Here is a 26,711-nt window from a genome sequence, read left to right on the forward strand (position 1 = left end):
GAAGTCTCCCTCCCTCAGTCGATCGAGAAGTTGTTGGCACGGTTCAGCCGGAACTGAATGATCGTGACGATGAGGACGAGGATGCCGAGGACCAGCGCCATCGCTGTCGCGTAGCCCATCTGCAGGTTGCGGAAGGCCTTGTTCCAGACGTACCAGACCAGGGACGCGGTGCTCCATTGCGGTCCGCCGGTGGGCGTCATGATGTTGATCTCGGTGAAGATCATCGAGCCGCCGATGATGTTGGTGACCACGAGGAAGAACGTCACGGGCCGCACCATGGGCCAGGTGATCTTGGTGAACCGCTTCCACGCGTTCGCACCGTCGAGCGCGGCCGCCTCATACAGCGACCGCGGCACCGCCTGCACGGCGGCCAGGTACAGGATCATCGAGTACCCGAGGCCCTTCCAGACCATCATGATGACCAGCGCCGGCTTGGCGGTGACCGGGTCCATGAGCCAGTTGGGACCCTGAATGCCGAACAGCGCGAGCACCTGGTTCACGAGCCCGAAGTCGCCGTTGTAGGCCCACTGCCACAGGATCGCGATCGCCGCGAGCGAGGAGATCACGGGGATGTAGTAGACCGTGCGGAAGAACGTGCGTCCGCGGATCTTGCGGCTCAGCGCAAGCGCGAGACCCAGCGACAGGGCCAGGCCGATCGGGATGCCGATCATGTAGAAGAGCGTGTTCCACAGCGCCTTCCAGAAATACGGATCCTGGAACAGGTTCACGTAGTTCTGCAGTCCGATCCACTGCATGGCCCCCAGGCCATTCCAGTTGGTGAAGGACGCATACACGGAGAACGCCATGGGGAACAGCAGGAACGCAATCCACCCGATCACGGGCGGCGCGAGGAATGCCGCCGCCCACACGTATTCCTTGCGGTGGAGCTTCGCGTTGCGCTTGCGCGCGGCGCGTGCGTCCTCCTTGGTCCAGCGGCTGGTCGCCTGCTCGGGCGCTGTGGTCGCCATCTCTCAGTCCTTCCTCGAGCGGTCCCGGGGCCGGTGCCGTGGTACCGGCCCCGGGATCGTGCTCGTGGGCTCGGCTAGCCCTGGGCCTTGGCCTGCTCGGCGTTGCTCCACGCGAGGTCGAGCTTGCTCTGCATGTTGGGCTGGACCTGCGCCGCATAGTCGGCTGCGGTCATCTGGCCGGTCAGGACCTGGTCGATTCCCACCCAGAACTCGTCGTACCACTCGGGCGCATACGTCCACGTGCCGGGGAGGGCACGGCCGTACTCGTCCGCGATCTGGAGGAACTCCTCGGTGTTGGCGGGCCAGCCGGCCGCGGGGGCATCGGTCTCGATCCACTCGCCGAACGCGTAGTCCTTGATGTTCGGGATCTGCACCTTATTCTCGGCGAGGATCTTCTGCGCCTCGAGGTCGGTCGACAGGTACACCGCGAGCTGAGCGGCGAGGTCCTTGTTCTTGGAGGTCTCCGCGACCGCGATGCCCAGCGAGCCGAGCCACGTCGCGGTCTCGTCACCCGCGTTGGCCACGGGGTAGGGGATCACGTCGTAGCCGAACGTGTCGGGGTTCTCCTCGGCCACTGCGTTGTAGGTTGCGATGTCCCACGGCGCCACGGGGAAGAAGCCGATCTCTCCCGCCATCCAGCGCTGGTACGTGTCGAGAGTCTGCGCCGGCTCGACCGAGGGCGTGACCTGCTCGACCAGCTGAAGGTCGGCGAACCACTGGAGCGCCTCCGCGAAGGCGGGGTCGTCGACCGTGACGGTCTTCTGGTCCTCCGAGATCCAGTCGCCGCCGGCGCCCCAGACGAAGGCCTGCGAGTTCCACTGGACGTTGAGGCCGGTGCCCCACTGGTCGAGCTCGCCGTCGCCGTCGGTGTCGGTGGTGAGCTGCTTCGCGATGTCGACGAACTCGTCGAACGTGAGCGGCACGTCCGGGTCGGGCGCCTCGATGCCCATCTTCTCGAACATCACCGTGTTGTAGCCGAAGCCGAACGGCCCCACGTCCTTGGGCAGGCCGTACAGCGGTCCGGTGCGGGCCTGACCGGTCTCCTTGTCGAAGCGGTAGGCCTCGACGCCGAAGTCCCAGATGTTGTCGAGCACGTCCTGCTCGACGTAGCTCGTGAGGTCCGCCAGGACGTTGGCGTAGACGTAGCCCTGCATGCGGCCGGGCTCAATGTAGAACACGTCGGGAACCTTGTTGCCCGCGATGGCCGCCTGCAGCTTGGTCGCGTACTGGTCGGCATCCGTGATGATCATCGTCACCGAGGCGCCGGTCTCCTCCTCGAAGCTCGCGATCGCCTGCTCGTAGGCGAGCTTGTCGTACTCGCCGCCGCGGAACATGAACGTGAGCTCGTTGGGGGCGTCGCCGCCCGAGGTGTCGGGCTCCTCGCTCGCGTTGCCGCTCGAGCTGCCGCTGCACGCCGCGAGCGTGAGGGCTCCAGCCATGGTGGCCGCGACCGCCGCCGCCTTCATCCTTCGCATCTGCCTGCCTCCCTGATCTTCATTGACGAGTGAGGTCGGGCCGGGCGGTAGTCCGGCTCCCCCTCCCGCGGGAAAGGGAACCAGTCTCCGACCTGGTCGTCATTGACCCCAGGCTGTCAGCCCGGCACCGTGCCGGGAGATTTACAACGATGGAACCATGACACATCTCGCGGCAGGCGGTCAAGCGGACCCAGGTCACGATTCCGTCTCGCACGACGGTAGGGCCGCTTTATGAGGGACGATGCCGTCACGCGGGGCCGGGAGGGCCCGCGAGAACGGCGCGCGACACCCGCGTCCCGGCACTGCTCCACACGCCGCCCAGCGCCACAACTTGACGAATCCGGCGCCCGATGGGCACGATTGGCCTACAACGATGTAGAGAGCGGACGGCCACCCACGGGCGTCCACGACCGAAGGAGCGACGATGCTCGCCTCCACCCCTCCCATGGGATGGAACAGCTGGGACTGCTACGGCACCACGGTGACCGAGCGCGAGGTCCTCGCGAATGCGCGCGTGCTCGCGGAGCGCTTGCTCCCCCACGGCTGGGACACGGTCGTGGTCGACATCGCCTGGTACGACCCGACGGCGCGCGCGCACGGATACAACGCGGATGCGCCGCTCGCCCTCGACGCGTTCGGCCGCCAGTTGCCCGCGGTCAACCGCTTTCCCTCCGCCGCCGGGGGCGCGGGGTTCGGCCCGCTCGCGGATACCGTTCACGGTCTCGGGCTGAAGTTCGGTCTCCACATCATGCGCGGGATCCCGCGGCTCGCGGTCGAGCGCAACCTCCCCATCCTCGGCACGCAGTGGACCGCGGCCGACATCGCCGACCCCGACCGCGCGTGCGCGTGGAACCCCGACAACGTGGGACTCGACCAGGACCACCCCGGTGCGCAGGCGTACTACGACTCTCAGGTCGCGCAGTTCGCCTCGTGGGGGGTCGACTTCATCAAGGCGGACGACATGCAGGCGCCGTATCACGCACGCGAGATCGAGGCCTACGCGCGGGCCATCGAGCGTTCGGGGCGGCCGATCGTGCTGTCCCTGTCGCCGGGCACCCACCTGTCGACCACCCACCTCGCTCATCTGCGCGACCACGCGCAGATGTGGCGTGTCTCGGACGACCTCTGGGACCGCCGGGAGGACGTCCACGCGCAGTTCACCCGCCTCGCGCGGTGGGCCCCGCACCAGCGGCCGGGCGGCTGGACGGATGCCGACATGCTGCCGCTCGGGCGCATCGGGATTCGCGCCGAGCGTGGGGACGAGCGCGACAGTCGCCTCACCCTCGCGGAACAACGCACGCTGCTCACGCTGTGGACGATGGCGAGGTCGCCCCTCATGGTCGGCGGCGACCTGCCTCACACGTCCGAGCAGACGCTCGAGCTGCTCGCGAACCCCGCGATCCAGGAAGTGCTCACGGGGTCACGTGAGGGCGCGGAGGCGCTGCGCGAGCCGCTCGACGACGGCGAGATCATCGCATGGACGGCATCGGCCGCACGGGGCGATCGCCGGTATGCCGCGGTGTTCTGGACGGGCGGTCAGCCACGCGCGATCCGCGTTCCCGTGTCGTCACTCACCCCTCATGCCACCCACGCGACGCGGGTCACCGACCTGTGGGGGGCATCGTCCCTTGCCAGGCTCGACGGGGGCGACCTGGTCGCCACCCTCGCGCCCCACGACGTCGCGTGGGTCGCGTTCGATAACGTTCTCTAGACTCGTCATCCGCGCAGCGACGCGCGGCCAGAAAGGACCATCGTGATCCACGCCTCCCTCATCCTCGATCCCGCCTACCGCGTAGGGCCGGTGCGCCGGCGCACGTTCGGTTCGTTCGTCGAGCACCTCGGCCGCTGCGTCTACAGCGGCATCCACGATCCCGCCTCCTCGACCGCGGATGCCGACGGCTTCCGGGAGGACGTGATCGCGCTCACGCGGGAGCTGGGCGTGTCGACGGTCCGGTATCCGGGCGGCAACTTCGTGTCGGGATACCGCTGGGAGGACGGGATCGGGCCCGTCGAGTCGCGGCCGCGGCGACTCGACCTCGCATGGCACTCGACCGAGCCCAACCTCGTGGGCGTCGACGAGTTCATGCGGTGGTCGGCCAAGGCGGGCACCGAGCCCATGATGGCCGTCAACCTCGGCACCCGCGGCGTGCAGGAGGCGCTGGACCTGCTCGAGTACTGCAACGTCGAGGGCGGCACGTACTGGTCCGACCTGCGCCGCTCCCACGGCGCCGAGCTCCCGCACAACATCCGCATGTGGTGCCTGGGCAACGAGATGGACGGGCCGTGGCAGCTCGGCCACAAGACGGCCGACGAGTACGGGCGCCTCGCGGAGGAGACCGCGCGCGCGATGCGCATGATCGATCCGGACCTCGAGCTGGTCGCGTGCGGGTCCTCGGCCTCGTCGATGCCCACGTTCGGGGAGTGGGAGCGCACGGTGCTCGGGCACACGTATGAGCAGGTCGACTACGTGTCCGCGCACGCCTACTACTTCGAGGAGGACGGCGACCTGGGCTCGTTCCTCGCCTCGGCGGTCGACATGGATCACTTTGTCGAGGCGGTGGTCGCGGCGGCGGACCTGGTGCGCGCGCAGAAGAAGGCGACCAAGCGCATCCACCTCTCGTTCGACGAGTGGAACGTCTGGTACCAGCATCGCGCGGAGTCGCGCCCGCCGTCGGGCACCGATTGGCCGGTCGCGCCCGTGTTGCTCGAGGACCGCTACAACGTCGCGGACGCCGTGGTCGTGGGCGGCCTGCTCATCTCGCTCCTGCGCCACACGGACCGGGTCCACTCGGCGTCGCTTGCACAGCTGGTCAACGTGATCGCACCGATCATGACCGAGCCGGGCGGACGCTCGTGGCGCCAGACCACCTTCCACCCCTTCGCGCAGGCCGCGGCGCTCGCGCGCGGCGAGGTGCTGCGCGTCGAGGTCCAGGCGCCGCTCTACGAGACCGCGCGCTACGGGGAGGTCCCCCTGCTCGACGCGGTGGCGACCCGCGATCCCGAGACGGGCGAGACCGTGATCTTCGCGATCAACCGCTCCCTGACCGAGCCTCTCGCGCTCGACGTCGACCTGCGCGCGCTGCCGGGCCTGCGGGTGCTGGGCGCGACAAGCCTCAGCAACCCCGACCACACGTGGTCGGCGACCGCGGATGACGACTCCTCTGTCGCGCCGGTCGCCAACGCCACGGCCGCCGTCACCGACGGACGGCTGGGCGCGAGCCTGCCCCCGGTGTCGTGGAACGTCATCCGGCTCGGCAAGTGACGCGTCGACGCACGCTGATCGCGGCGGCCGCGGGGCTGGCGGCGGCAGCGGCGGTGACCGCGACGGCGCTGTGGGCACCGTGGACGGCCGACTCCGCCGGCGCGACTCGCGTCGACGCGACGGGGGACATCGCCGTCCACGACCCCGCGCTCGTCGCCGGCACGCAGGACCACGACTGGTACGTGTACTCGACCGGCGACGTGCGCCGGGGACTCGGCGCGCCGCAGATCAGGCGGTCGAGCGACGGTGTCGAGTGGGAGTACGTGGGCACGGCATGGGACGCGGACACACGCCCCGAGTGGGTCTACGAGGCGATACCCGGGGTCGAGAACTTCTGGGCGCCGGAGCTCATCGAGCACGACGGCACGTGGTACCTCTACTACTCCGCGTCGACCTTCGGTTCCAACCGGTCGCTGATCGGCCTCATGACATCGCCCACTCTCGACCCCGACGATCCCGCCTACGGGTGGACCGACCAGGGCGAGGTGTGGCGCTCGGAGCCCGGCGTCACGCACTACAACGCGATCGATGCGGGCGTGGTCGAGGACGCGGACGGCGCGCCGTGGATGGCCTTCGGCTCGTTCTGGGGCGGCATCCACCTCCTGCAGCTCGAATGGCCCAGCGGGAAGCCGGTGGCGGAGGCCGAGCCTGTCATGATCGCGTCGCGGGGCACGCAGACCAACGCGATCGAGGCGCCCTACCTCGTGCACAGGGACGGCTACTACTACCTCTTCGTGTCGCGCGACTCGTGCTGCCAGGGAGTCGACTCGACGTACTCCGTCGCGGTGGGACGCGCGACGGACGTCACGGGTCCGTACCTCGACAGGTGGGGCAACGACATGAGGCACGACGGCGGAGACGAGCTGCTCGCGACCCGCGGCGCGATGATCGGCCCCGGCGGGCAGTCCTTCTCGGACGGCTACCTCGCGGCGCACGTCTACGACGCCGACCTCGGGGGAGCGCCGCGCCTCGAGCTGCGCGAGCTCGCGTGGACCGAGGACGGCTGGCCCATCGCCCGGACGGCCGAGGAGCTCGCCGACTAGTGTCCCGAATGCACACGCGGCGGTGCGGCGGTGGCGCTACGGTCGTGTCATGACAGGCTCCGCCCGGCGCGCGCTGTTCGCCCTCGCCGCCGTGGTCGCCGCGGCCGTCACCGGGATCTTCGCGTTCGTGGGGGACGGGGTGCCCCCGCGCACCGACGGCGGGGTCCTGGCGGTCGCGGCGAACCACGGTCACACCGCAGCATGGGTCCTCCTGACCGTGGCCTTCGCCGTGGCGGCGGTGCGCGGCGCCTGGAGCACCGCCTCCCAGGTTCCCGCGATGGGTGGCCTCGCGTGCTATGCCGCTTTCCTGCTCGCGACCTTCGTGTTCTGACGGGACGATGCCCGGGTGAGCCCGCGCCAGCCTCGCCCCGAAATTTGGTCACGATCCGGTAAAGACCGGGCGTAGGGTGGACCCAGGCGCGGCGAAGGCCGCGCCCTTCGCGACAGCGTGGTCGCGAAGGCCGGAGACCGGCGACGAAGCCGGTCCAAAGGAGGATCATGGCCGCCGCTCCAGTCCCCGATCCCGCCGCTGCCGCCGAGCACCGACGCGAGGCGTCCCCTCGCCCGCGGTCCCGATGGCCGCTGAGCGCGCGCGTCGCCGTGGTAGCGCTGGGCGTCGCGACTCTCGCCCTGCCGTGGGGGATGGTGACGCTGGGCGGAATGGTTGCGGACGGCGCGGTGCGCGTGGCGGGCGGAGCGGAACGCGTCGCGGATGGCGTGTCACAGGTCGACGAAGGCGCGCATGCCCTGAGCGCGGGAGCCTCGCAGCTCGCGGACGGCGCCACCCGTGTCGAGGAGGGCGCGACGACGCTCGCGACCGGCGCGACGGACTACACGACCGGGGTCGGCCACTACACGGATGGGGTGGCCGAGTACACCGAAGGCGTCGCGCTCTTCGCGGGCGGTGTCGACTCCCTCGCCTCGGGCGCGCGGCTCTACCTCGACGGCGTCGGGCTCGCGGCCGACGGCGCGACGACCCTCGACGCCGCCACCGCGGATGCGGCGCGCGGCGCGCACGACCTCACGGAGGGCGCGGCCTCTCTCGCGCAGGGCACCGCGGCAACCTCCGCCGCCGCGACCGAATCCGCCGAGGACGCCGCGGCACTCGCGGTCGACCTCTTTGCCGCGAAGACCGCCGCACGGGAACTCGATCGCTCGTCGGACGCCCTAGCCGCCGACGCCGCCGCGCTCGACGAGCACGCCACGGCCCTCGCCGGCGCCCTCGAGAACGCCTCCCAGGCAGCCTCGGGCACCGACGGCCTCCTCGAGTCCGTCGCCGCGCTTGAGGACCTCATCGAGGGCCTCCACGCCGGGACCGTGGACCCCGCGACCCTCGCGGCCCTCGACGCCGAGATGGCGCGGGTGGCCTCGCAGGCGGAGGGGGCCGCGCTCGCCCTGACCGCGGGGGCATCGGCGCTCGAGGGCTCGGCGGCCCCGGCCGCCGCCGCGCTCGCCGACTCGAGCCGCGCTCACCACGACGCGACGCTGGCGCAGTCCGCCAGGCTCTCGGACGCGTCGGACGCCGGATCCCGCGTCGCGGGTCTCGCTGGCGGCGTCGCGGTGGGAGCGCGGGACGTTCACGAGGGCGCGTCGACGCTCGTGGTTCACCAGGAGGAACTCGCAACCGGTCTTGACCGGGTCGACTCCGGTGCCGCAGAACTCTCGGCGGGTCTCGCGCGGCTCGACGACGCGAGCGGCTCGATCAACGAGGGCATCGACAGCCTCACGAATGGCGTGGCGCGGCTCACCGAGGGGGCGAGCAGGCTCGACGCCGCGGCCACGACCCTCGAGGAGGGTGGGCTCACGCTCGTCGACGGCGCGGGCCGGCTCGCGGACGGTACCGGCGAGCTCGCGGACGGCGCCGGAACGCTCACGGACGGCGCGGCGCGGCTCGCGACGGGAACCGGCGAGCTCGCGGCCGGGGGCGACACCCTGGCGAGCGGGGCGGCCGCTCTCGCGGACGGGGCGGCGCAGGCGGGACCCGAGGGGGTCGGGCGCGTGCTTGCCGCGGCCCTCGCCGCGGTCGCGCTCATGAGCGTGATGGTTGCCGGCGCGCTGGCGGGCCGTCGCCGTGCGCCCGCGGCGTCACGCCCGCGCCTGGCCGCCGCGCGAGGCTAGCGCGCTACGACGCCGACGGCGACGGGCTCGGGGAGGGCTCGGGGTCGAGCGGGTTCTCAGGAAGGGTGCGCGGGGCGGGCACGGGCGTCACCAGGCTCGCAGGCAGGCAGGCCGCGTTGGCGGTGAGGGTGCGGGTCTCGTCGAGCTCGGGGGCGAGCGCCGACCTCAAGGTCGATGCCTCCGCGAAGGTGTCGCCCAGCACCACGTCGACCAGCGTTCCGGGGCGATTGTCGAGCACCATGTCGACCGCCTCGAAGTGCCGCGCGACGGTGTACGCCTGGTGGACGCCGTTCGGGCCAAAGTAGAGGCGCACGCCCTCGGGGTAGCCGCGGCTCCAGTTGCTCGCGCCCAGCAGCACGAACCCGCGGGACTCGAGGTCACCGGCGACATCCGACGCGAGTCCGCTCGTCTCGGTGCCGTTGAGCACGCGCACGGCGACCTGATCCGCGGGAAGCGGCGTCGACGACGGCGGCGGGCACACGAGGTCGACATCGCTCTCGAAGGCGCCCGCCGGGGTGACGAACGGCTGCGAGAACGGACCGTCGACATCGCCCTTGTACACACCCGCGGCGAATACCGCCGCGAAGGCCACGAGGATCACCAGGACGCCAAAGACGATGATCTGGCGCTCGCGACGGTGACGGCGGACCTTCGCGCGCCGCGCATCGGGGCGGCCCATCGCTGGCTGGGTCACTCGTACCATCCCGTCGCGGTTCAGGACATCTGGCGGAGGATGGGGGATTCGAACCCCCGAGGGCTTGCACCCAACACGCTTTCCAAGCGTGCGCCATAGGCCACTAGGCGAATCCTCCAGGCCCGGCAATATTACCCGAGGCCGCGCGTCTGCGAGTACAGCGCGCGAGACAGGGGTGTCGGGAGTGCGGTTAGACTAGTCGGCGACCCCTCACGTGGCGTCATCTCGCCCAACTCCCCCAGGTCAGGAATGAAGCAAGGGTAAGCGGGCTCTGTCGGGTGCGTGGGGGGTCCTTTCGCGCCCGGACGATGCTGTGGATGGCCCGCGCGGGCCGTCTCACCCCCGCACTAGAGTCGTATCCGTGACCACCGCCCTGTACCGCCGCTACCGTCCCGACACCTTTGCGGACGTCGTGGGCCAGGAGCACGTGACCACCCCGCTCATGCAGGCGTTGAGGGCCGACCGCGTCAATCACGCGTACCTGTTCTCCGGGCCGCGCGGATGCGGAAAGACCACGTCGGCCCGCATTCTCGCCCGCTGCCTCAACTGCGCCCAGGGCCCCACGGACTCGCCGTGCGGCGAATGCGACTCGTGCGTCGAGCTCGCGCGCGGCGGCGCCGGTTCCGTCGATGTGGTCGAGATCGACGCGGCATCGCACAACGGCGTCGACGACGCGAGGGAGTTGCGCGAGCGCGCGGCGTTCGCGCCCGCGCGCGACCGCTACAAGATCTTCATCCTGGACGAGGCCCACATGGTCACCACCCAGGGCTTCAACGCGCTCCTCAAGCTCGTGGAGGAGCCGCCGCCACACGTGCGCTTCATCTTCGCGACCACGGAGCCGGAGAAGGTGATCGGCACCATCAGGTCCCGCACGCATCACTACCCGTTCCGGCTGGTGCCGCCGCCCGTGCTCACCGGCTACCTCCAGTCGCTGTGCGAGGCGGAGGGCGTGACGGTCGCCTCGGGCGTGTTGCCGCTCGTGGTGCGCGCGGGTGGGGGATCGGTGCGCGACACGCTGTCCGTGCTCGACCAGCTGATGGCGGGGTCGGACGCCGCCGGCGTGAGCTACGAGCGCGCGATCGCCCTGCTGGGCTTCACGGACGCGACGCTGCTCGACGACGCGATCGACGCGATCGCCGCGGCCGACGGCGCCTCGCTGTTCGACGTCGTGCAGCGCGTGATGTCCACTGGCCACGAGCCCCGCAGGTTCGTCGAGGACCTGCTCGAGCGCATGCGCGACCTCCTGGTGCTCACCGCCGCGGGCGAGGGCGGCGTCCGTGCCCTCGGCGAGATGCCCGAGGACCAGCTCGAGCGCATGCGTGACCAGGCGCGACGGCTGGGACTCGCGCGCGGCTCCGTGGCGGCCGACCTCATCAACGACGCCCTCACCCGCATGGTCGGGGCAACATCTCCGCGCCTTCACCTCGAACTGCTGTGTGCGCGGCTGCTCGCGTCGGATCCGGGAACGGTCGCCACCGCGCCCGCCGCACCCACCGCACCCGCCGCGCGCGCCAGTGAGCCCGCGGTGGCGACGCCTGCCCCTGCTCCCGCGGCCGCTCCGGCGCCCGCCCCTGCCGCGAATCCGACCCCCGCTCCCTCAGCCGCACCCGCGCCGGCACCCAAGCCCGCGCCCGCCCCCGCCGCGGCACCCGAGACCGCATCCGACGACGACTGGTCCCCCGCCCCGGCGGCCCCCGCGCCCACGACGGCCGGCGCATCGGCTCCCGCGACGACTCCCGCGACGACACCGTCAACCGGACCAGCGGGAGGCGCCGCCGACACCGAGCTCGTCCGCAGGCGATGGCCCGAGGTGCTCGGGACGCTCGAGCGGTGGCGCGTCACGTGGACGCTCGTGAGCCAGAACGCCCAGGTGTCCTCGGTCGAGGACGGCGCGCTGTCGCTCGCGGTCGCCAACCCCAACCTGGTGTCGATGCTCGACGGCGGCAAGCACGCCGAAAACCTCCAGCTCGCGATCCGCGAGACGCTCGGCATGCAGCTGCGCATCACGGCCTTCGCGGGACCCGTCGCCGCCACCCAGGCGTCACCGGCGCGCGCGGCGTCACCCTCCGCGGCAGCCGCCGCACCCCCGGCTGCCGCGACGCCCACGGCCCGGCCGTCCTCCCCCACGAGCCCCGCCTCCCCTGCCACGGGCGCGACACCGCGAGCCACGGCATCGGCCCCTCCGCCGTGGGACGTGCCGCCGGACCTACCACCCGATGTGGAGCCCCCCTTCGACGAGGAGGAGATCTCCGCGGACGATGCCCGCGCCGAGGACTCGCAGCTCTCGGGTGCGGAGGTCGTGGCGAAGATGCTCGGCGGAACGATCGTCGAGGACTAGTCACCCCGTGCGCCTACTCTTGACCCCATGTACGACGGCGCGGTGCAGGACCTTATCGACGAGCTCGGCCACCTCCCTGGCATCGGGCCCAAGAGCGCGCAGCGCATCGCGTTCCATCTGCTGAGCACAGACCCCACGGATGTGCGTCGGCTCGCCGACGCGATCATCACGGTCAAGGAGAAGGTGCGCTTCTGCGCGACATGCGGCAACGTCGCGGAGTCCGAGCAGTGCCGGATCTGCGCCGACCCGCGCCGCGCCGAGGACCTGCTGTGTGTGGTCGAGGAGCCCAAGGACGTGGTGGTCATCGAGCGCACGCGCGAGTTCCGCGGCCGCTATCACGTGCTGGGCGGCGCGATCGACCCGATGAACGGCGTGGGGCCCGACGACCTGCGCATCCGCGAACTGCTCACGCGCCTCGGCGACGGCAAGGTCGAGGAGGTCATCATCGCGACCGACCCCAACATCGAGGGCGAGGCCACCGCGACGTACCTCACCCGCATGCTCGTGCCGCTCGGCGTGACGGTGTCGCGCCTCGCCTCGGGACTGCCGGTGGGCGGCGACCTCGAGTATGCCGACGAGGTCACGCTGGGTCGCGCGTTCGAGGGCCGCCGCACCGTCAGTTGAGTCGCGCTCACTCCGCCGAGCGCCGCGAGGTCAGGCCACGCGCGTGCCCTGGCGGAGCTTCTTGTAGGGCACCCGCAGGCGAGAGATGACGATCCACACCGAGCCGAGCAGCAGCGCGATCTGGAGACCCAGGCCCACCCACGGCGCCGGCGCGTAGACCGACATCGCCTCCTGCTCCGCCTCCCAGTCGCCCTCGTCCATCATGGGCGGCTCCTCGCCCGCGGCCATCGCGGCGAGGTTGGCGCACTCGTCGTAGGTGCGCCCGGCAAGGTCCTCCTCGGACGGCCCCATGCGCCACCCGGACACGGTGGCATGCATGATCGCGAACACGCCGGGGGCGGCGCGACCGTCCTTCTCGTAGGTCTCGGCGTTGATGATCGGCGACACCTCCCCGATCATCACCACGGGGTTGGCGAGGATCATCCACGCGATGCGGTCGGTGTGAGCCACCCCGTACTGCGAGCTGTACTCCATGCAGGGCAGCGAGGCGACATCGAGCTCGGAGAAGTCGCCCGTCATCTGGGCATCCTCGTATGCACGCTGCTGCTCGGGAGTCATCGCCCCGTAGTCGACGTAGCGGTTGACGTCGGTCACCGTCTCGGACACCAGTGGCTGCACGAACACGAACGCCAGCAGCGTGCCGAGCAGCAGGAACCCGGTGGTGAGGTGCGCGAGCGACACGGACGCCACGGCACGCGCGGCGAGAGAGGACCACGCGAGGCCGATCGCGGTGGACGTGAGTACGACCAGCAGAATCGCGCCCAGCACGATCGCGAGCTCGTCCCAGTGCCAGCCCGAGCGCGAGAACGCGTACACGAGGAGGGGCGTGGTGGTCACCAGCACCGCGAAGGCGATGAACCACGAGGCGAGCAGCTTGCCGATCGCCAGGTCTCCTGCGGTGAGCCGCGTCATCTGCAGCGGGGCGAGCACCCCCTCCGCGGAGTCACCGTTGATCGACGTCGCGGCGAGGGACGGCGCGATGAGCATGCCGGCTCCGAGCACCAGCACGAGCACCATCTCGAGCGGTCCCGAGGTCTTCTCGTCGGACGAGGACACGGCGACGAGGATCCCGAGACCGAGGATCACGGCGAGCACGAGTCCGTAGAAGATCCACCCCTTGACGGTGGGGCGGCGGCGTCGCAGCTCGATTCCGGTGACGAGCCACACGCCGCGCGGAGTCGGCAGCCAGGGGTTGCCTCCGGCGGGGGTGCGGGGGGACGATGCGGGCGCCGGGACGCCCGCAGATGCCGGGTGCTGGTCCACGAGAGTCATCGCCGCTCCTCCTCCATCGCCATATACGTCTGTTCGAGCGCGCTGCCGGCGGGGCCGAAGCGGTGGACGGGCACGCCCTTGGACATGAGCCACGCGAGCGCCTGCGCCGCCTCCTGGTCGCTGCCCACGCGGATCACGATTCCCGTCGGCTCGTCGTCGTACGGCACCCGCGAGTCCGCGAGCGCGGCGCGCAGCAGGGAGTCGTCGAGAGTCGCGACCCGGTACCTGGTCTTCGCGTCCGCGACGTGTGCGGCGGCCTCGTCGCCCAGGGTGCGTCCCTTGGACATGAAGATCGCGTCGTCGACCATCTCGTCGAGTTCCGCGAGCACGTGGCTCGAGACCAGCACCGCGCGGCCCTGCGCCGCGAGATCGCGCACCAGTGTGCGCAGTTCGATGCGCGAGCGCGGGTCCAGGCCGTTGGCCGGCTCGTCGAGCAACAGCACTTGAGGGTCGTTCATGAGCGCCCGTGCCAGCGACAGCCGCTGCTTCTGTCCGCGCGACAGCACGCGCGCGGGCCGGTCGGCGAACTCGCCCAGGTGCACCGTCTCGAGCAGCGCGGCGCCTCGCGCGCGCGCCTCGTCCTTGGAGATCCGATATCCGCGCCCCATGAGCGTGAGGGTCTGCAGGCACGTGAGGTTGTCCCACGAGCCCAGCTGATCCGGCATCCAGCCGATCGACGCGCGCACCGCCGCGGAGTCGTGTCGAGGGTCCGCGCCCGCGACGCGGATCTCGCCTGCGTCCTGGCGCAGCAACCCCGCGAGCATGAGCATCAGCGTGGTCTTGCCGCAGCCGTTCGGTCCGATCAACGCCGTCACGTTGCCCGGCTGCACCTCAAGCGTCGCGTTGGTCACGGCCTGCACCGAGCCGAACGCGCGTGCCACCCCGCTGGCGCTGACCGCCGCGGTGGACACGGCGGATGACATCACCGTCATGGAGCCCCCTAGATTCGCGCGGCGCGGGAGATCGCCCGCAGCCGACACCCCACCCTGACACACTGTGTCGCGCGCTGCCATCAGGGACACCCCTGATAGTGCCCCAGGTGATTACCCCATTTGTGGGGGCTCGAGCGCGCTCGCCAGGCGGCTCTCCGGCTCGTAGCCCACGCGCACGTCGCGCAGCGGAAGCCCGTAGACGACGGTCGCGCGACCGTCCGCATGCACCGGCGCGTCGACCCGGCCGTCGACCACCATGGACAGCCAGTCGCCGTGGACGGCGTCCGCGAGCTGCTGCGGCGCGTCGGGTCCCGTGCGACGCACCGCGGTCGGCTCGCGCAGCACGTCGAAGCCGAACGGGAGGTCGAGGCAGTGAGAGGACAAGCCGTTCACGGGGCTCACCCACCGGAAGTCGTAGGCCCAGGTGCGCGACGATGCCGCGGTCGCGGCGCGCTGCCCCGCCCACCTGGCGACGTGGCGGCGGAAGAGGCCGTCGGTAAGGGCCTGACCCGCCGCGGACGCCGGGGTCGGCTCGGGGGCGCGCTCGATCAGCGCGGCGCGCTCGGCCTCTGGCACGCCGCCCTTCGCGAGCAGGCCTGTCGCGTCCGCCCCCTCGAGCCCCGTCACGTGGCCCAGTGCCCCGTTGAACTCGTGAGCGGTGGACCCGATGAGCAGCGCCACGCCGTCTCCCACTCCGGCACGGATCGCGTCGGCGATGGTGGTGGGCACCAGCTCGCCGTCGATCACGGGCGACAGCGGCAGGCCCGCCCCGCCCATCGCCCCCGCGAGCGGGTCGCCGGGGTCGAGCGCCGTCGCGGCGTCCTGCGCGGCGAGGATCCGCCCCTCGGGCACGTTCGCGAGGTCGGCCCTGCGGGGCGCAGCCGTCGTCGCCAGCCCCAGGGCAGCGGCGACCCGCGCGGCGGCGACCACGGCATCGTCCCTGCGCACGGGGATGTCCGCGGGCGACAGCGCCATCACCGCCCGGAAGAGGCCCTGCGCCGCGGGCATGGTCAGCAGCCGCATCACCGCCGAGCCGCCGGCGGACTGGCCTGCGATCGTGACGCGCGCGGGGTCGCCGCCGAACGCGCGGATGTTCTCCTGCACCCACGCGAGCGCGGCGAGCCAGTCGAGCACGCCACGGTTGGGCGGCGCATCCTCGATCCACCCGAAGCCGTCGAAGCCCAAGCGGTAGGCCGGTGCGACCGTCACGACTCCGTCGCGGTGGAACGCCTGCCCTCCGTACCAGGGGCTCGCGTGAGAGCCGCCCACGAAGCCGCCGCCGTGGATGTAGACCAGGACGGGCAGGCCCGCGTCGGGGCTCGGGTCGGGGGTGCCCACATCGAGGGTGAGCAGGTCCGTGCCTGGGATCGAGGGCTCGGGCACGAACGGGTCGTCCCACGGCGACCACCGTTGCGGGGTCGCGCCGTGGAGGAGCGCCGGCCGCACGCCCTCCCAGGGAGTCCGCGGCACGGGGGCAAGGAAGCGGCGCTCGCCCACGGGCGGCTCGGCGTAGGGGACGCCAAGGAAGATCGCGGCGCGGCTCACCGAGCCGTCGGCGGAACGATGCTCGCGCCACGCGCCGCGCACGGCGCCGGAGGCGGTGGTGACCACGGGAGACGACGGAAGGGATGCGACGATGCTCACGGGACCACCGTAGGTGCTCCACGCGCGCGTGCCCCTAGAATGAGACACCGTGTCCGCCATGCGGTCACGGACCCCCCATTTCCTCCTGGAGCCTTGCATGTCGCTTGTGGTGCAGAAGTACGGCGGATCGTCCGTCGCCGATGCCGAGGCGCTGCGGCGCGTCGCTCGGCGCGTGGCGGACACGGTGCGCGCGGGACACGACGTGGTCGTCACGGTGTCCGCGATGGGCGACACGACGGACGAGTTGATCGACCTCGCGAACCAGGTGACGGACTCCCCCGACGCTCGCGAGATGGACATCCTGCTGACCGCGGGCGAACGCATCTCCATGGCGCTGCTCGCGATGGCGATCGGCGCCGAGGGCGTCCCCGCGCAGGCCTTCACGGGCCCCCAGGCGGGCGTCATCACCACCGAGCACCATGGCCGCGCGCGCATCATCGACGTCGCTCCCGGCCGCCTGCAGCGCGCGCTGTCTCAGGGCAAGGTCGCGATCGTCGCCGGCTTCCAGGGCCTCAACCAGGAGACGCAGGACGTCACCACGCTCGGGCGCGGCGGCTCGGACACGACCGCGGTCGCCCTCGCGGCCGCGCTCGGCGCCGACGTGTGCGAGATCTACACGGACGTGGACGGGGTCTTCACCGCCGACCCGCGCATCGTCCCCACCGCCCGCAAGCTCGACCGCATCACGTATGAGGAGATGCTCGACCTGGCGGCCTCGGGCGCGAAGGTGCTCATGCCGCGCTGCGTCGAGTACGCGCGCCGGTTCACCGTACCCATCCACGTGCGTTCCTCCTTCTCCGGCCTGGAGGGAACGTGGGTCGTGGGGGAGACTGAAGAAGGAGACGAGATGGAAGACCCGATCATCGCGGGAGTCGCGCACGATAGGTCCGAGGCGAAGATCACCGTCACGGGCGTCCCCGACGTGCCCGGATCCGCGGCCCGCCTGTTCGAGGCGGTCGCGCGTGCCGACGTCAACATCGACATGATCGTGCAGAACGTGTCGGCGACCAACACGGGCGTGACGGACATCTCCTTCACGCTGCCCTCTGCCTCGGTGCCCGCCGCGATCGCGGCGATCGAGGCCGACGACGTCGCGATCGGCTACACGGGCCTCGCGACCGACGACTCGATCGGCAAGGTGTCGCTGGTCGGCGCCGGGATGCGCTCGAACTCGGGCGTGTCCGCCAAGTTCTTCGCCGCGTTGCGGGATGCGGGAGTCAACATCGAGATGATCTCGACCTCCGACATCCGCATCTCGGTGGTCACCCGCGACGTCGACCTCGAGAAGGCGGTGAAGGCGGTGCACACCGCGTTCGACCTCGACTCGACCGAGGGCGAGGCCGTGGTCTACGGAGGGACCGGACGATGAGCCTGACCATTGCAGTCGTGGGAGCCACCGGACAGGTGGGCGCGGTCATGCGCGAACTCGTCGCGGAGCGCTTTGCCGATGCCGACGTTCGCCTGTTCGCGTCGTCGCGCTCGGCGGGCACGACGCTGACGCACCTGGGGCGCGACATCCTCGTCGAGGATGTCGCGGCGGGCGACTTCGCCGGCATCGACATCGCGCTGTTCTCCGCGGGCGGCGCCGCATCCAAGGAGTACGCGCCACGGTTCGCCGCGGCCGGGGCGATCGTGATCGACAACTCGTCCGCGTGGCGCAAGGACCCCGAGGTGCCGCTCGTCGTCTCCGAGGTCAACCCCGACGCTCTCGACTCGATCCCCAAGGGGATCGTGGCGAACCCCAACTGCACCACGATGGCCGCGATGCCCGTGCTCAAGCCGCTCCACGAGGCCGCGGGACTCGAGCGCCTCATCGTGAGCTCGTACCAGGCCGTGTCCGGCTCGGGACTGGCGGGCGTCCAGGAACTCCACTCGCAGGCGCTCGCCGTGGTCGAGGGCGCGGACGCGCTCGCGCACGGCGGCTCGGCCGTCGAGTTCCCGGCGCCGGTCAAGTACGTGGCCCCCATCGCGTTCAACGTGGTGCCGCTCGCCGGCTCCGTGGTCGACGACGGATCGAACGAGACCGACGAGGAGCAGAAGCTCCGTCACGAGTCGCGCAAGATCCTGGGCCTGCCCGAGCTGGCGGTCTCCGGCACATGCGTGCGCGTGCCCGTCTTCACCGGCCACTCGCTGTCGATCAACGCCGAGTTCGAGCGCGGCATCACCCCCGAGGACGCGTACGAGATCCTGGGCTCGGCCCCCGGCGTGCGCGTCGAGGAGGTGCCCACGCCGCTCGCCGCCGCGGGCGGCGACGTCTCGCTCGTGGGCCGCATCCGCCAGGACCAGTCCGTCGAGGGCACGCGCGGCCTCGCGCTGTTCATCTCAGGAGACAACCTGCGCAAGGGCGCGGCCCTCAACGCGGTCCAGATCGCCGAGCTGATTGCCGCGCGCCTGGTCGCCACGACCGAATAGCCCGCGCGGGGCATCGTCCCCTCGCAGGAGACACAGAAGGGGCCGGATCCGTATGGATCCGGCCCCTTCTCTCAACCGTCGGGGTGACAGGATTTGAACCTGCGGCCTCGTCGTCCCGAACGACGCGCGCTACCAAGCTGCGCCACACCCCGGTTTTTGAGCCTGCTTAGGATATCGGACGCCGAGCGGTTTCATGAAATCGCGCGCACGGCCGCCCGGCGGCGGCCCGGCGACCGCTTAGCCGCGCGGGACGAGCGTGAGGATGCTCGCCTCGGGACGGCACGCGAATCGCACCGGCGCATACGGCGAGGTGCCCAGCCCCGCCGAGACGTGCACATAGGTGCCCGTGCCGCCCGACTCGGGACGCACTCCCGGCCAGCCGTGCAGGCCGCTCGCGCGGCTCGTGTCCAGGTCGCAGTTGGTGACCAGCGCGCCGTAGAAGGGGACGCACACCTGGCCGCCATGGGTGTGCCCGGCGAGGATGAGGTCCGCGCCGTCGGCGGACAGCAGGTCGAGGGCACGGCGGTAGGGAGCGTGCACCACGCCGATGCGGGCATCCGCGTCCGCGGGCCTGTCCGCGGGCGCGGGCATGGCGTCGCGACCGATGTGAGGGTCGTCGAGGCCCACCAGGTCGAGCACCGCGCCACCTGCCGTCAGGGATCCGCGCGCGTTGTCGAGATCGACCCATCCGGCCCCCGTGAGGCCCGCGATGAGATCGCCCGTGGGGAGCACGGTCGGCGAGCGCCTGACGCGCGTGGGGCTGACGAAGTACGTGAACGGGTTCTTGGGGTGGGGGCCGAAGTAGTCGTTGGAGCCCAGGACGAACGCGCCGGGCTTGTCGAGCAGCGGCTCCAGCGCCTCAAGCACGGTCGGGACGGCATCCACATGCGCGAGGTTGTCACCCGTCGTGATGACCGCGTCGACGTTCTCGCGCGCGAGCGACCTGACCCAGGCGACCTTGCCGCGCTGCGACGGCGTCATGTGCAGGTCCGACAGCTGCAGGATGCGCACCGGACGCGTGCCGGCGGGCAGGACAGGCACCTCGTAGCGGCGCACGGTGTAGGCGTGCGCCTCCGCGAGGCCCCAGACCAGCCCGGCACCCGCCGCGGCGGCCAGCCCCAGGAGAGCGCGCTTCGCCATGGTCAGTCGCTGCCGTTGTCGTTGTTACCGTTGCCGTTGCCGTTGCCGTTGCCCGGCCCGGGGTTGTCCCCTGGACCCGGCTCCTCATCCTCGTCACTCGGCCAGCCCGCGGGCGGGTTGTCCTTGAACTCGGCGGGCGGCCACGTGTCCCCCCACCAGTCGTCGGGTGCGACGTTCGGGTCCCATCCCGAGGGCCAGTTGGTGTACCAACCGGGCATGGTGTCGGTGGCCACCGTGAAGTTGACGGTCGAGCCCGGCAGGTAGTTGTAGCCCGCGCTGGGCGACTGACCGATGATCGTGCCCGGGGTCTGCGTCGAGTACCGGCGCGAGCCCTCGGCAGCGAGGCGGAAGCCGGCCTTGGCCAGGACGTCGCGTGCCTCGTCCTCCGTGAGTCCGACGATCGACGGCACCGGGATCGGCTTGCCGTAGAGGATCTCGTCGGTGGGTGCAGGGAAGTTCTCGACGGGCATGCCCTCGAGGGCCTTGTCCATGTACGCCTTCCACGTGGGAGCCGCGATGGTGGATCCGTAGAGGACATCGTGGAACACCCCGTTGAGGCGGATGTTCCGACCCGGCTCGTCGACGTTGGGGTTGCCCAGCCACACGGTCGCGACCAGGTTGGGCGTGAAGCCCATGAACCACGTGTGCGCGTTGAGCTGGGCGGTTCCGGTCTTGCCCGCCGAGGGGCGCCCGTCCGCGATGTTCACGTCGCGGCCCGAGCCGTTCTTCATCACCTCCTGCATCGCGTACGCGACGCCGTCGGCGACCTCCTTCTCGATCACGCGCTCGCAGTTCTGCTGCGGCACCTCGAGCTCGTTGCCGTCGGCATCCGTCACCGCGAGGATCGCGAGCGGGTCGCAGCGGACGCCCTCATTCGCGAACACCTGGGCCACCTGCGCCATCGACAGCGGCGAGGCATTTTGGGTACCGAGCGACATCGTCGGGGTGATCTCGAAGTCCTTGCCATCCGCGCGCTCGAAACCGAGTGCTCCGGCGGTGTCGCGGATCGCGCACAGGTCGAGCTGGTTGGTCATGTTGACGTAGGCGGTGTTGACCGAGTTCGCGGTCGCCTGAAGCACAGACTGCTGGTAGGCCCTCGCGCCCTCGACGTTGCCCGGCTTCCAGGTGTCACCCGTCGCGAGGCCATCGAGGCACGAGGCCTCCCACGACTCGGGCTGGTACTCCTGCTCACGCCCGTCGACGTTCTGCATCAGCGCGTGGCCGCTCTTGAGCCACTCCGCCAGGATGACGGGCTTGAAGGTCGATCCGGGCGAGAAGCCGCGCGATCCGCCCCACTCGCGGTCTACGGAGTAGTTGATCGCGGTCGAGCCCTCCTCCTCGGCGGACGGGTCGAACGTCTTGCTCTGCGACATCGCGAGGATCTGGCCGGTCTCGGGGTCGAGCGACACCATGGCCATCGCCCAGCCGCTCGGGTCGTTCGCGGGCAGCGCGTCCCGCAGCGCCGCGTTGGCCGCGCGCTGCTTCGACAGGTCGAGCGTCGTGATGACGTCGAGGCCACCGCGGTAGAGGAGGTCCGCCCCGGTGAGCTCGGCGCCCTCCTGGTTGAAGACGGCATCATCGCGAATGATCTTGGTGACGTAGTCGCAGAAGAACGGGGCATCCGCCGCGGCAACGCACGAGAACTTGGGGCTGGACACGCGCAGCGTGTCCTCGACCGGGATCGACGTGAACTCGTCGAACTCGGCCTCGGTGATGTACTCCTGCTCGTACATCGTGAACAGCACGGTGTCGCGGCGGTTCTTCGCGTTCTCGGGGTAGCGGATGGGGTCCCAGCGCGAGGGGTTCTGCGTGATGCCGGCGATGGTCGCCGCCTCGATCGCGGTGAGGTCGGCGGCGGACTTCGAGAAGTACAGCTGCGCGGCGGCCTCGGCACCATAGGTGTTCGAGCCGAACTGCGCGATGTTGAGGTACTGCTCGATCACCTGCTCCTTACCGCAATCGACGGCCAGGTCCTCGGGGTCGCACTCGATCCCGTACTCGTGGTCGAGGTTCTCCTCGAGAGCGAGCGCGAGTCGCCATTCGCGGATCTTGCGGGACAGGGACACCTCGGTCGCGGACTCCTCGGCCTCCTCGTCCTCGTTCGCGATCGCCTGCTGGAGAAGCGTGTTCTTCACGAGCTGCTGCGTAAGCGTCGAGGCGCCGGGCGAGTTGGGCGACGTGAGGTTGATGTAGGCCGCGCGCATCAGGCCCTCGCCGTCGACGCCGTGGTGCTCCCAGAAGCGCTTGTCCTCGATCGACACCACGGCCTTCTGCAGCCACGGCGAGATCCGCTCGAGCGGCACCACGACACGGTTCTGCGAGTAGAACGTCGCGAGCAGGTTCTCGCCGGTGCGGTCGTAGATGTTTGACTGCTGCGGCAGGCGCACCGCGCTCAGCTCCTGCGGCAGCTCCTCGAAGAGTTCGGCCGAGCCCTCGGCGGCGGATCCCGCGACCGTCACCGCAGGCAGGGCGAGCCCCGCGACCAGGAAGCCGCCCATGATCGACAGCACCACAAAGAGCGCGAGTGCCGTGACCAACTGGACAAAGGTCACCTTCGTGCGGGGACGTCGGGAGGACCGAGACATGCAACAACCTTAAGTCAGCCCCGTGTGGGCCGGTATCGAGGGGAGGTGCGCGGTCGCGCGCGTTAGGCTTCGGAACATGAGAACCACGTGGGAGTACGCGACCGTGCCGTTGATCGACCATGTTACCAAGCAGATTCTCGACCAGTGGGGAGAGGACGGCTGGGAGCTCGTTCAGGTGGTCACCGGGCCCACCGGCGGGCTGGTCGCCTACCTCAAGCGCCCGCGCGAGCAGGCGTAGTCGTGTCGGCATCGCAGCGGCTCGCCGCGCTGGGCCTGTCGCTTCCCGAGGTGGCGACCCCCGTCGGGACCTACGTGCCCGCGCGGCGCCACGGCGACCTGATCCACACCTCGGGTCAGCTGCCGCTCCTCGAGGGCGATCTGCTGGCGGTGGGACTCGTGGGCCAGCGGACCGGCGACGTCACTCCCGAGCGCGCGACCGAGTGCGCCCGCCAGTGTGCGCTCAATGCCCTTGCGGCGGCCGCCCAGGCCGCCGGTGGGCTCGACGCGATCGAGTCCGTGGTGAAGGTGACGGGCTTTGTCGCCTCGGCCCCGGGATTCACGGCCCAGCCAGCGGTCATCAACGGCGCGTCGAGCCTCATGGTCGAGGTCTTCGGCGAGGCCGGCCGCCATGCCCGCTCCGCGGTGGGCGTCGCGTCGTTGCCGCTCGGCGCGCCGGTCGAGGTCGAGATCACGGTCGCGCTGCGCCCGCTATAGCCGCCGCGGCAGGCTGGCCTAGCGCGAGCGCGCCCGCAGCCGGTCCGGCTCGCAGACCTCCACCGCGCCGATGTGGACGTCGATCCATCCACGCGACGCGAAGTCCGCGAGCGCCTTGTTGACCGTCTCTCGCGAGGCACCCACAAGCTGAGCGAGCTCCTCCTGCGTGAGCCCGTGGCGCACCGTGACGTGACCGCGCTCCATGCGGCCGAAGCGGTGGCCGAGGTCCAGGATCGCCTTCGCGACGCGGCCAGGGACGTCCGAGAACACGAGGTCGGCCATGGAGAGCGACTGACGCCTGATGCGCTGCGCGAGCGCCCGCAAGAGGTGCCGCGACATCTCGAGGTGGTCGTCGAGCCACTCGTCGAGGACCGCCTTGGGCAGTTCGAAGACGACGGTCTCCTCGACGGCGTGGGCGCGCGACAGCCGCGGGCCCGGGTCGAAGACGGAGAGCTCCCCGACCATGTCGCCCACCCCCAGCAGCGCGAGCAGGTTCTCGCGCCCGTCCCGCGCGGTGCGGGCCAGCTTGACCTTGCCCTTGACGACGACGTAGAGCGCGTGGCCGTCGTCGCCCTCGTGGAAAATCGTGTCGCCCTTGGCCAACTCGCGACGGCGCATCTGGGCGATCAGCGAGCGCGCGCTGGTGGCATCCATGCCGCCGAACAGCGGCGACGAGCGAAGCAGCTGCTCTTCGCGGGCCGCGTCGGCCATGTCAGCCCTCCTTCGTCACCGATGGGGTGCGATGGGCCTGCGTCAATGCGCGCACCATCTGCGCGGTCACATTATCAAGGGTCGCCGCCAGACGAGCCTCGTAGGCCTCGACCCGCGCATCGAGCGCGTCGATCTCCTCGATCGTCGACACGGAGAAGGCGGAGGCGTCGGGCCACGCGGCCGCACCCAGCTCGGCCGGCGTGGGCGCTCCAGCCGCGAGCGCCTCCCACGACAGATGGAGGCCGGTGGACGATGCCTGGGCCGGCTGGGCGAGAAAGGCAACGGCGAGATCGCGGCGGGCATGAAGGAGTCGCCGCCACCAGCGCACGCGCGCGAGTTCCCTCCGCATGTCTCGGCGTCGTTGCCGGAGGTCTGCGATGACGTCCGCCGCCACTGTCGTGACCACCCATACCTCCCGCACCCACGGCGCCGCGCGCGCCTACCCCCGATGTATCGGCGGGAGGGCGGCTCGTCTTGAGCGGTCGCTAGGGTGTGGCCATGGCCGGCCGCACCCCCCTCACCATCGCCACCGATGCGCAGACTGCGCCGCCGGTGGCGCTGGTGCGCCGGGCGCGCACCATCAATCGCGCGCTCGCGGAGGTGTACCCCGACGCACACTGCGAACTGGACTACCGCAATCCGTTCGAGCTGCTCGTGGCGACCGTGCTGAGCGCGCAGTGCACGGACGTGCGCGTCAACCAGGTGACGCCCGCGCTGTTCGCCCGCTATCCGGATGCCGCGACCATGGCCTCCGCCGATCGCGACACCCTCGAGGAACTGATCCGTCCCACCGGCTTCTTCCGCTCGAAGGCCGAGTCCCTGCTGGGACTCAGCCGAGACATCGTCGAGCGCTTCGGGGGTGTCGTCCCTGGCCGCCAGAGCGACCTGGTGACCCTGCGCGGCGTGGGCCGCAAGACCGCCAACGTCGTGCTCGGCAACGCGTTCGGGATCCCAGGGATCACGGTGGACACCCACATGGGCCGGCTCGCGCGCCGGCTGGGCCTCACGGTCAACGAGGATCCCGTCGTGGTCGAGCGTGACCTCATGGCGCTCATCGAGCGACGCGAGTGGACCCTCTGGTCTCACCGCGTGATTTTCCACGGCCGGCGGCGCTGCACCGCGCGGTCCCCCCAGTGCGGGTCGTGCGAGATCGCCGCGCTGTGCCCGTCGGCCCCGGGCGCGAAGGTGCGCCAGGAGCGCTGACCGGCGCCCAGACAGGCTGACCGCGGGCTGACCCCGCGCTTACCGCGCGGCGGCCTCGTGCGCCGCGCCGCGCGCGGGTTGCGGCGGGTCGAAGCGGTATCCCACGTTGCGCACGGTGCCGATCAGCTGCTCGTGCTCGGCGCCCAGCTTGGCGCGCAGGCGCCGCACGTGAACGTCGACGGTGCGGGTGCCGCCGTAGTAGTCGAAGCCCCACACCTCCTGCAGCAGCTGGTCGCGGGTGTAGACGCGCCCCGGGTGCTGCATGAGGTACTTGAGGAGCTCGAACTCCTTGTAGGTGAGGTCGAGCGGGACGCCCTTGAGACGGGCCGTGTACCCACCGACGTCCACGGTGAGCTCGCCCGACGAGAACTCGGCGACCCGGTCCAGCGGGTCTGCGGCGTTCGCGCGGCCGATCAACAGGCGAATGCGCGCCTCGACCTCGGCGGGCGCGGCGTCCGACAGCACCACGTCGGAGGCTCCCCAGTCCGCGTTGACGATCGACATGCCGCCCTCGCGCAACACCAGCAGGAGCGGCACCGCGACCCCGGTGACCTGGATGAGGTTGCAGTTATTGCGCGCCTCGGCGAGGTCGGTGCGCGCGTCGACAATCAGGACATCGGCGTCCATGGCGTCAAGCATCGCCGACGGCTCCGGCGCGACCACACGGGTGCGATGGGACAGCAGGGCGAGAGCGGGCAAGACCTCGGTCGCGCCGTCGCCTGACGGCGTGAGCACGAGCAGGTCTGCCATTCCCACCTCCGATTTTGGCTTCACTCTAGCGGGGCGCCGTCTGAGACACTAACGCCCATGCTTCCCACCACTCGGGCGACCATCGGCGCCGCAGCGGCTGCCGTCGTGGCCGTCGCGGGATTCCTGGGACCGCGGTATCTCGCGGTCGCCGTGTTCGCGATGACCATCCTGCTCGGGCTCGGCTGGCCGCTGCTGCTGCGCGCGTCGAGGCGGCGCGCGTCCTCCGCGGTGCTCATGGCGGGCGGGACACTTGCGCTGGTCGCGGTGGTGCTCGGGCGGACCGCTCCGTACCTGCGCCACATGGTGATCGCCGTCGCGCTCATGGCGATCGCCGCGCTGGTCTCCGAGGTGTTCTTTCCCAGCTCGCGTGGCAGGGCGGTGACATCGGTCGCGGCGACCTCGGCCGGGGCGATCGTCGTCGCGTCCGGCGCCGCGTGGGTCGCGGCGAGTCGCACGCACGGCGCCGAGGACCTCGTGGTCGCCGCGGGCGCCTCGCTCGCCGTCGCGGCGATCGCCTCGGTGTCGACGCGCAACGGCCACGTCAACACCATCATCGCGCTCGCGCTCGCGACCGGCGTCGGCATGGCCGCGGGAGCGCTCTTCCCCGAGCTGCCCTGGTATGCGGGTGGCGGCGTGGGCCTCCTGTGCGGCGTGATCGTGACGCTTCTCCAGGAGCTCGTCCGCCGAGAGCCGAAGGTCCGCGACCCCCTCGCGGGAATGGCATCGGCCCTCGCGCCCGTTCTTGCAGCAGGCGCGCTCGTGTACATCGGTGGCCGCCTGCTCGTCGGCTAGTCCCGGTGCGCCGGTCTCCGGCGCCCCCTCACAA

The 26,711-nt window shown here is 71.0% G+C and carries 24 protein-coding genes, 2 tRNA genes and 1 other RNA gene; 14 read left to right on the forward strand and 13 right to left on the reverse strand.

The window, feature by feature from the left end; all coding sequences use genetic code 11:
* Positions 1-14 precede the first annotated feature (14 nt).
* Together ABEA62_RS03755 and ABEA62_RS03760 are read right to left on the reverse strand one after the other, a co-directional pair.
* Entirely contained in the window at positions 15-968 is a 954-nt protein-coding gene (locus ABEA62_RS03755; RefSeq protein ID WP_286214699.1) for a carbohydrate ABC transporter permease, read from the reverse strand.
* A gap of 74 nt (positions 969-1,042) precedes the next feature.
* Positions 1,043-2,443 (reverse strand): ABC transporter substrate-binding protein, encoded by a 1,401-nt coding sequence (locus ABEA62_RS03760; RefSeq protein ID WP_286214696.1) that lies wholly within the window; start codon positions 2,441-2,443, stop codon positions 1,043-1,045.
* A 424-nt stretch (positions 2,444-2,867) separates the two neighbouring features.
* Between ABEA62_RS03760 and ABEA62_RS03765 the strand changes: the two genes are divergently transcribed.
* The 5 genes from ABEA62_RS03765 to ABEA62_RS03785 all read left to right on the forward strand — a co-directional run bounded on the left by ABEA62_RS03765 (position 2,868) and on the right by ABEA62_RS03785 (position 8,866).
* Positions 2,868-4,154 (forward strand): alpha-galactosidase, encoded by a 1,287-nt coding sequence (locus ABEA62_RS03765; protein ID WP_286214695.1) that lies wholly within the window; start codon positions 2,868-2,870, stop codon positions 4,152-4,154.
* A gap of 42 nt (positions 4,155-4,196) precedes the next feature.
* Positions 4,197-5,705 (forward strand): arabinosylfuranosidase ArfA, encoded by a 1,509-nt coding sequence (arfA, locus tag ABEA62_RS03770; RefSeq protein ID WP_286214694.1) that lies wholly within the window; start codon positions 4,197-4,199, stop codon positions 5,703-5,705.
* On the forward strand, positions 5,702-6,748 hold the full coding sequence (locus tag ABEA62_RS03775) for an arabinan endo-1,5-alpha-L-arabinosidase (protein ID WP_286214693.1): 1,047 nt from the start codon (positions 5,702-5,704) through the stop codon (positions 6,746-6,748). The genes arfA and ABEA62_RS03775 overlap by 4 nt, the downstream gene beginning before the upstream one ends.
* Positions 6,749-6,797: 49 nt before the next feature.
* Positions 6,798-7,079 (forward strand): hypothetical protein, encoded by a 282-nt coding sequence (locus ABEA62_RS03780; RefSeq protein ID WP_286214692.1) that lies wholly within the window; start codon positions 6,798-6,800, stop codon positions 7,077-7,079.
* 167 nt (positions 7,080-7,246) lie between these two features.
* On the forward strand, positions 7,247-8,866 hold the full coding sequence (locus tag ABEA62_RS03785) for a hypothetical protein (RefSeq protein WP_286214691.1): 1,620 nt from the start codon (positions 7,247-7,249) through the stop codon (positions 8,864-8,866).
* A gap of 4 nt (positions 8,867-8,870) precedes the next feature.
* On the opposite strand, the gene ABEA62_RS03790 is transcribed toward ABEA62_RS03785, so the two are convergent.
* Together ABEA62_RS03790 and ABEA62_RS03795 are read right to left on the reverse strand one after the other, a co-directional pair.
* Complete coding sequence (locus tag ABEA62_RS03790) at positions 8,871-9,560, reverse strand: LytR C-terminal domain-containing protein (protein ID WP_286214689.1); 690 nt, start codon at positions 9,558-9,560, stop codon at positions 8,871-8,873.
* A 30-nt stretch (positions 9,561-9,590) separates the two neighbouring features.
* Positions 9,591-9,678: transfer RNA gene (locus tag ABEA62_RS03795), tRNA-Ser, on the reverse strand.
* Positions 9,679-9,761: 83 nt separating this feature from the next.
* Here ABEA62_RS03795 and ffs point away from each other — a divergent pair.
* From ffs to recR, 3 genes are all read left to right on the forward strand, one after another.
* Positions 9,762-9,858, forward strand: an RNA gene (gene ffs, locus ABEA62_RS03800) — signal recognition particle sRNA small type.
* 63 nt (positions 9,859-9,921) lie between these two features.
* A complete protein-coding gene (locus tag ABEA62_RS03805; RefSeq protein ID WP_345378660.1) occupies positions 9,922-11,898 on the forward strand; it encodes a DNA polymerase III subunit gamma and tau in 1,977 nt (658 codons plus the stop codon).
* Positions 11,899-11,925: 27 nt separating this feature from the next.
* Entirely contained in the window at positions 11,926-12,522 is a 597-nt protein-coding gene (gene recR, locus ABEA62_RS03810) for a recombination mediator RecR (RefSeq protein WP_286214685.1), read from the forward strand.
* 30 nt (positions 12,523-12,552) lie between these two features.
* Here recR and ABEA62_RS03815 read toward each other — a convergent pair whose 3' ends face one another.
* From ABEA62_RS03815 to ABEA62_RS03825, 3 genes are all read right to left on the reverse strand, one after another.
* Positions 12,553-13,794 carry an ABC transporter permease gene (locus tag ABEA62_RS03815; RefSeq protein ID WP_345378661.1) on the reverse strand — a complete coding sequence of 414 codons (1,242 nt, stop codon included), beginning with the start codon at positions 13,792-13,794 and terminating at the stop codon, positions 12,553-12,555.
* On the reverse strand, positions 13,791-14,726 hold the full coding sequence (locus ABEA62_RS03820; RefSeq protein WP_286214682.1) for an ABC transporter ATP-binding protein: 936 nt from the start codon (positions 14,724-14,726) through the stop codon (positions 13,791-13,793). Before ABEA62_RS03820 ends, ABEA62_RS03815 begins: the two co-directional genes overlap by 4 nt.
* A gap of 111 nt (positions 14,727-14,837) precedes the next feature.
* A complete protein-coding gene (locus tag ABEA62_RS03825; protein WP_286214681.1) occupies positions 14,838-16,370 on the reverse strand; it encodes a carboxylesterase family protein in 1,533 nt (510 codons plus the stop codon).
* A 97-nt stretch (positions 16,371-16,467) separates the two neighbouring features.
* Here ABEA62_RS03825 and ABEA62_RS03830 point away from each other — a divergent pair, with 97 nt between their 5' ends.
* Both ABEA62_RS03830 and ABEA62_RS03835 read left to right on the forward strand, forming a co-directional pair.
* The gene (locus ABEA62_RS03830) at positions 16,468-17,739 is read left to right on the forward strand and encodes an aspartate kinase (protein ID WP_345378663.1); all 1,272 of its coding nucleotides are present in this window, start codon (positions 16,468-16,470) and stop codon (positions 17,737-17,739) included.
* Complete coding sequence (locus ABEA62_RS03835; RefSeq protein WP_286214679.1) at positions 17,736-18,782, forward strand: aspartate-semialdehyde dehydrogenase; 1,047 nt, start codon at positions 17,736-17,738, stop codon at positions 18,780-18,782. The genes ABEA62_RS03830 and ABEA62_RS03835 overlap by 4 nt, the downstream gene beginning before the upstream one ends.
* Positions 18,783-18,860: 78 nt before the next feature.
* Here the strand turns inward: ABEA62_RS03835 and ABEA62_RS03840 are convergent.
* The 3 genes from ABEA62_RS03840 to ABEA62_RS03850 all read right to left on the reverse strand — a co-directional run bounded on the left by ABEA62_RS03840 (position 18,861) and on the right by ABEA62_RS03850 (position 22,507).
* Positions 18,861-18,934 (reverse strand) — tRNA-Pro (locus ABEA62_RS03840).
* An 85-nt stretch (positions 18,935-19,019) separates the two neighbouring features.
* Positions 19,020-19,922, reverse strand: coding sequence for a metallophosphoesterase (locus ABEA62_RS03845; protein ID WP_286214678.1), 903 nt, complete (start codon positions 19,920-19,922; stop codon positions 19,020-19,022).
* Positions 19,923-19,924: 2 nt separating this feature from the next.
* Complete coding sequence (locus ABEA62_RS03850) at positions 19,925-22,507, reverse strand: penicillin-binding protein (RefSeq protein ID WP_345378667.1); 2,583 nt, start codon at positions 22,505-22,507, stop codon at positions 19,925-19,927.
* Between the two features lie 76 nt (positions 22,508-22,583).
* Here ABEA62_RS03850 and sp36 point away from each other — a divergent pair, with 76 nt between their 5' ends.
* Positions 22,584-22,745, forward strand: coding sequence for a Sp36 family protein (gene sp36, locus ABEA62_RS03855; protein ID WP_286214676.1), 162 nt, complete (start codon positions 22,584-22,586; stop codon positions 22,743-22,745).
* 2 nt (positions 22,746-22,747) lie between these two features.
* Positions 22,748-23,221, forward strand: coding sequence for a RidA family protein (locus ABEA62_RS03860; protein WP_286214674.1), 474 nt, complete (start codon positions 22,748-22,750; stop codon positions 23,219-23,221).
* Between the two features lie 18 nt (positions 23,222-23,239).
* Here the strand turns inward: ABEA62_RS03860 and ABEA62_RS03865 are convergent, their stop codons facing one another.
* Complete coding sequence (locus ABEA62_RS03865; protein ID WP_286214673.1) at positions 23,240-23,932, reverse strand: Crp/Fnr family transcriptional regulator; 693 nt, start codon at positions 23,930-23,932, stop codon at positions 23,240-23,242.
* Position 23,933: 1 nt separating this feature from the next.
* Positions 23,934-24,338: a hypothetical protein gene (locus ABEA62_RS03870; protein WP_345378670.1), complete on the reverse strand. Its 405-nt coding sequence runs from the start codon at positions 24,336-24,338 to the stop codon at positions 23,934-23,936.
* 92 nt (positions 24,339-24,430) lie between these two features.
* Between ABEA62_RS03870 and nth the strand changes: the two genes are divergently transcribed.
* Positions 24,431-25,135: an endonuclease III gene (gene nth, locus ABEA62_RS03875; protein ID WP_345378672.1), complete on the forward strand. Its 705-nt coding sequence runs from the start codon at positions 24,431-24,433 to the stop codon at positions 25,133-25,135.
* 39 nt (positions 25,136-25,174) lie between these two features.
* Here the strand turns inward: nth and ABEA62_RS03880 are convergent, their stop codons facing one another.
* The gene (locus ABEA62_RS03880) at positions 25,175-25,885 is read right to left on the reverse strand and encodes a response regulator transcription factor (protein ID WP_286214667.1); all 711 of its coding nucleotides are present in this window, start codon (positions 25,883-25,885) and stop codon (positions 25,175-25,177) included.
* Between the two features lie 57 nt (positions 25,886-25,942).
* On the opposite strand from ABEA62_RS03880, the gene ABEA62_RS03885 reads away from it, so the two are divergent.
* Positions 25,943-26,677 carry a hypothetical protein gene (locus ABEA62_RS03885; protein ID WP_286214665.1) on the forward strand — a complete coding sequence of 245 codons (735 nt, stop codon included), beginning with the start codon at positions 25,943-25,945 and terminating at the stop codon, positions 26,675-26,677.
* Positions 26,678-26,711 lie beyond the last annotated feature (34 nt).

It is taken from the genome of Demequina sediminis, assembly GCF_039545075.1.
GTDB classification, from domain to species: domain Bacteria; phylum Actinomycetota; class Actinomycetes; order Actinomycetales; family Demequinaceae; genus Demequina; species Demequina sediminis.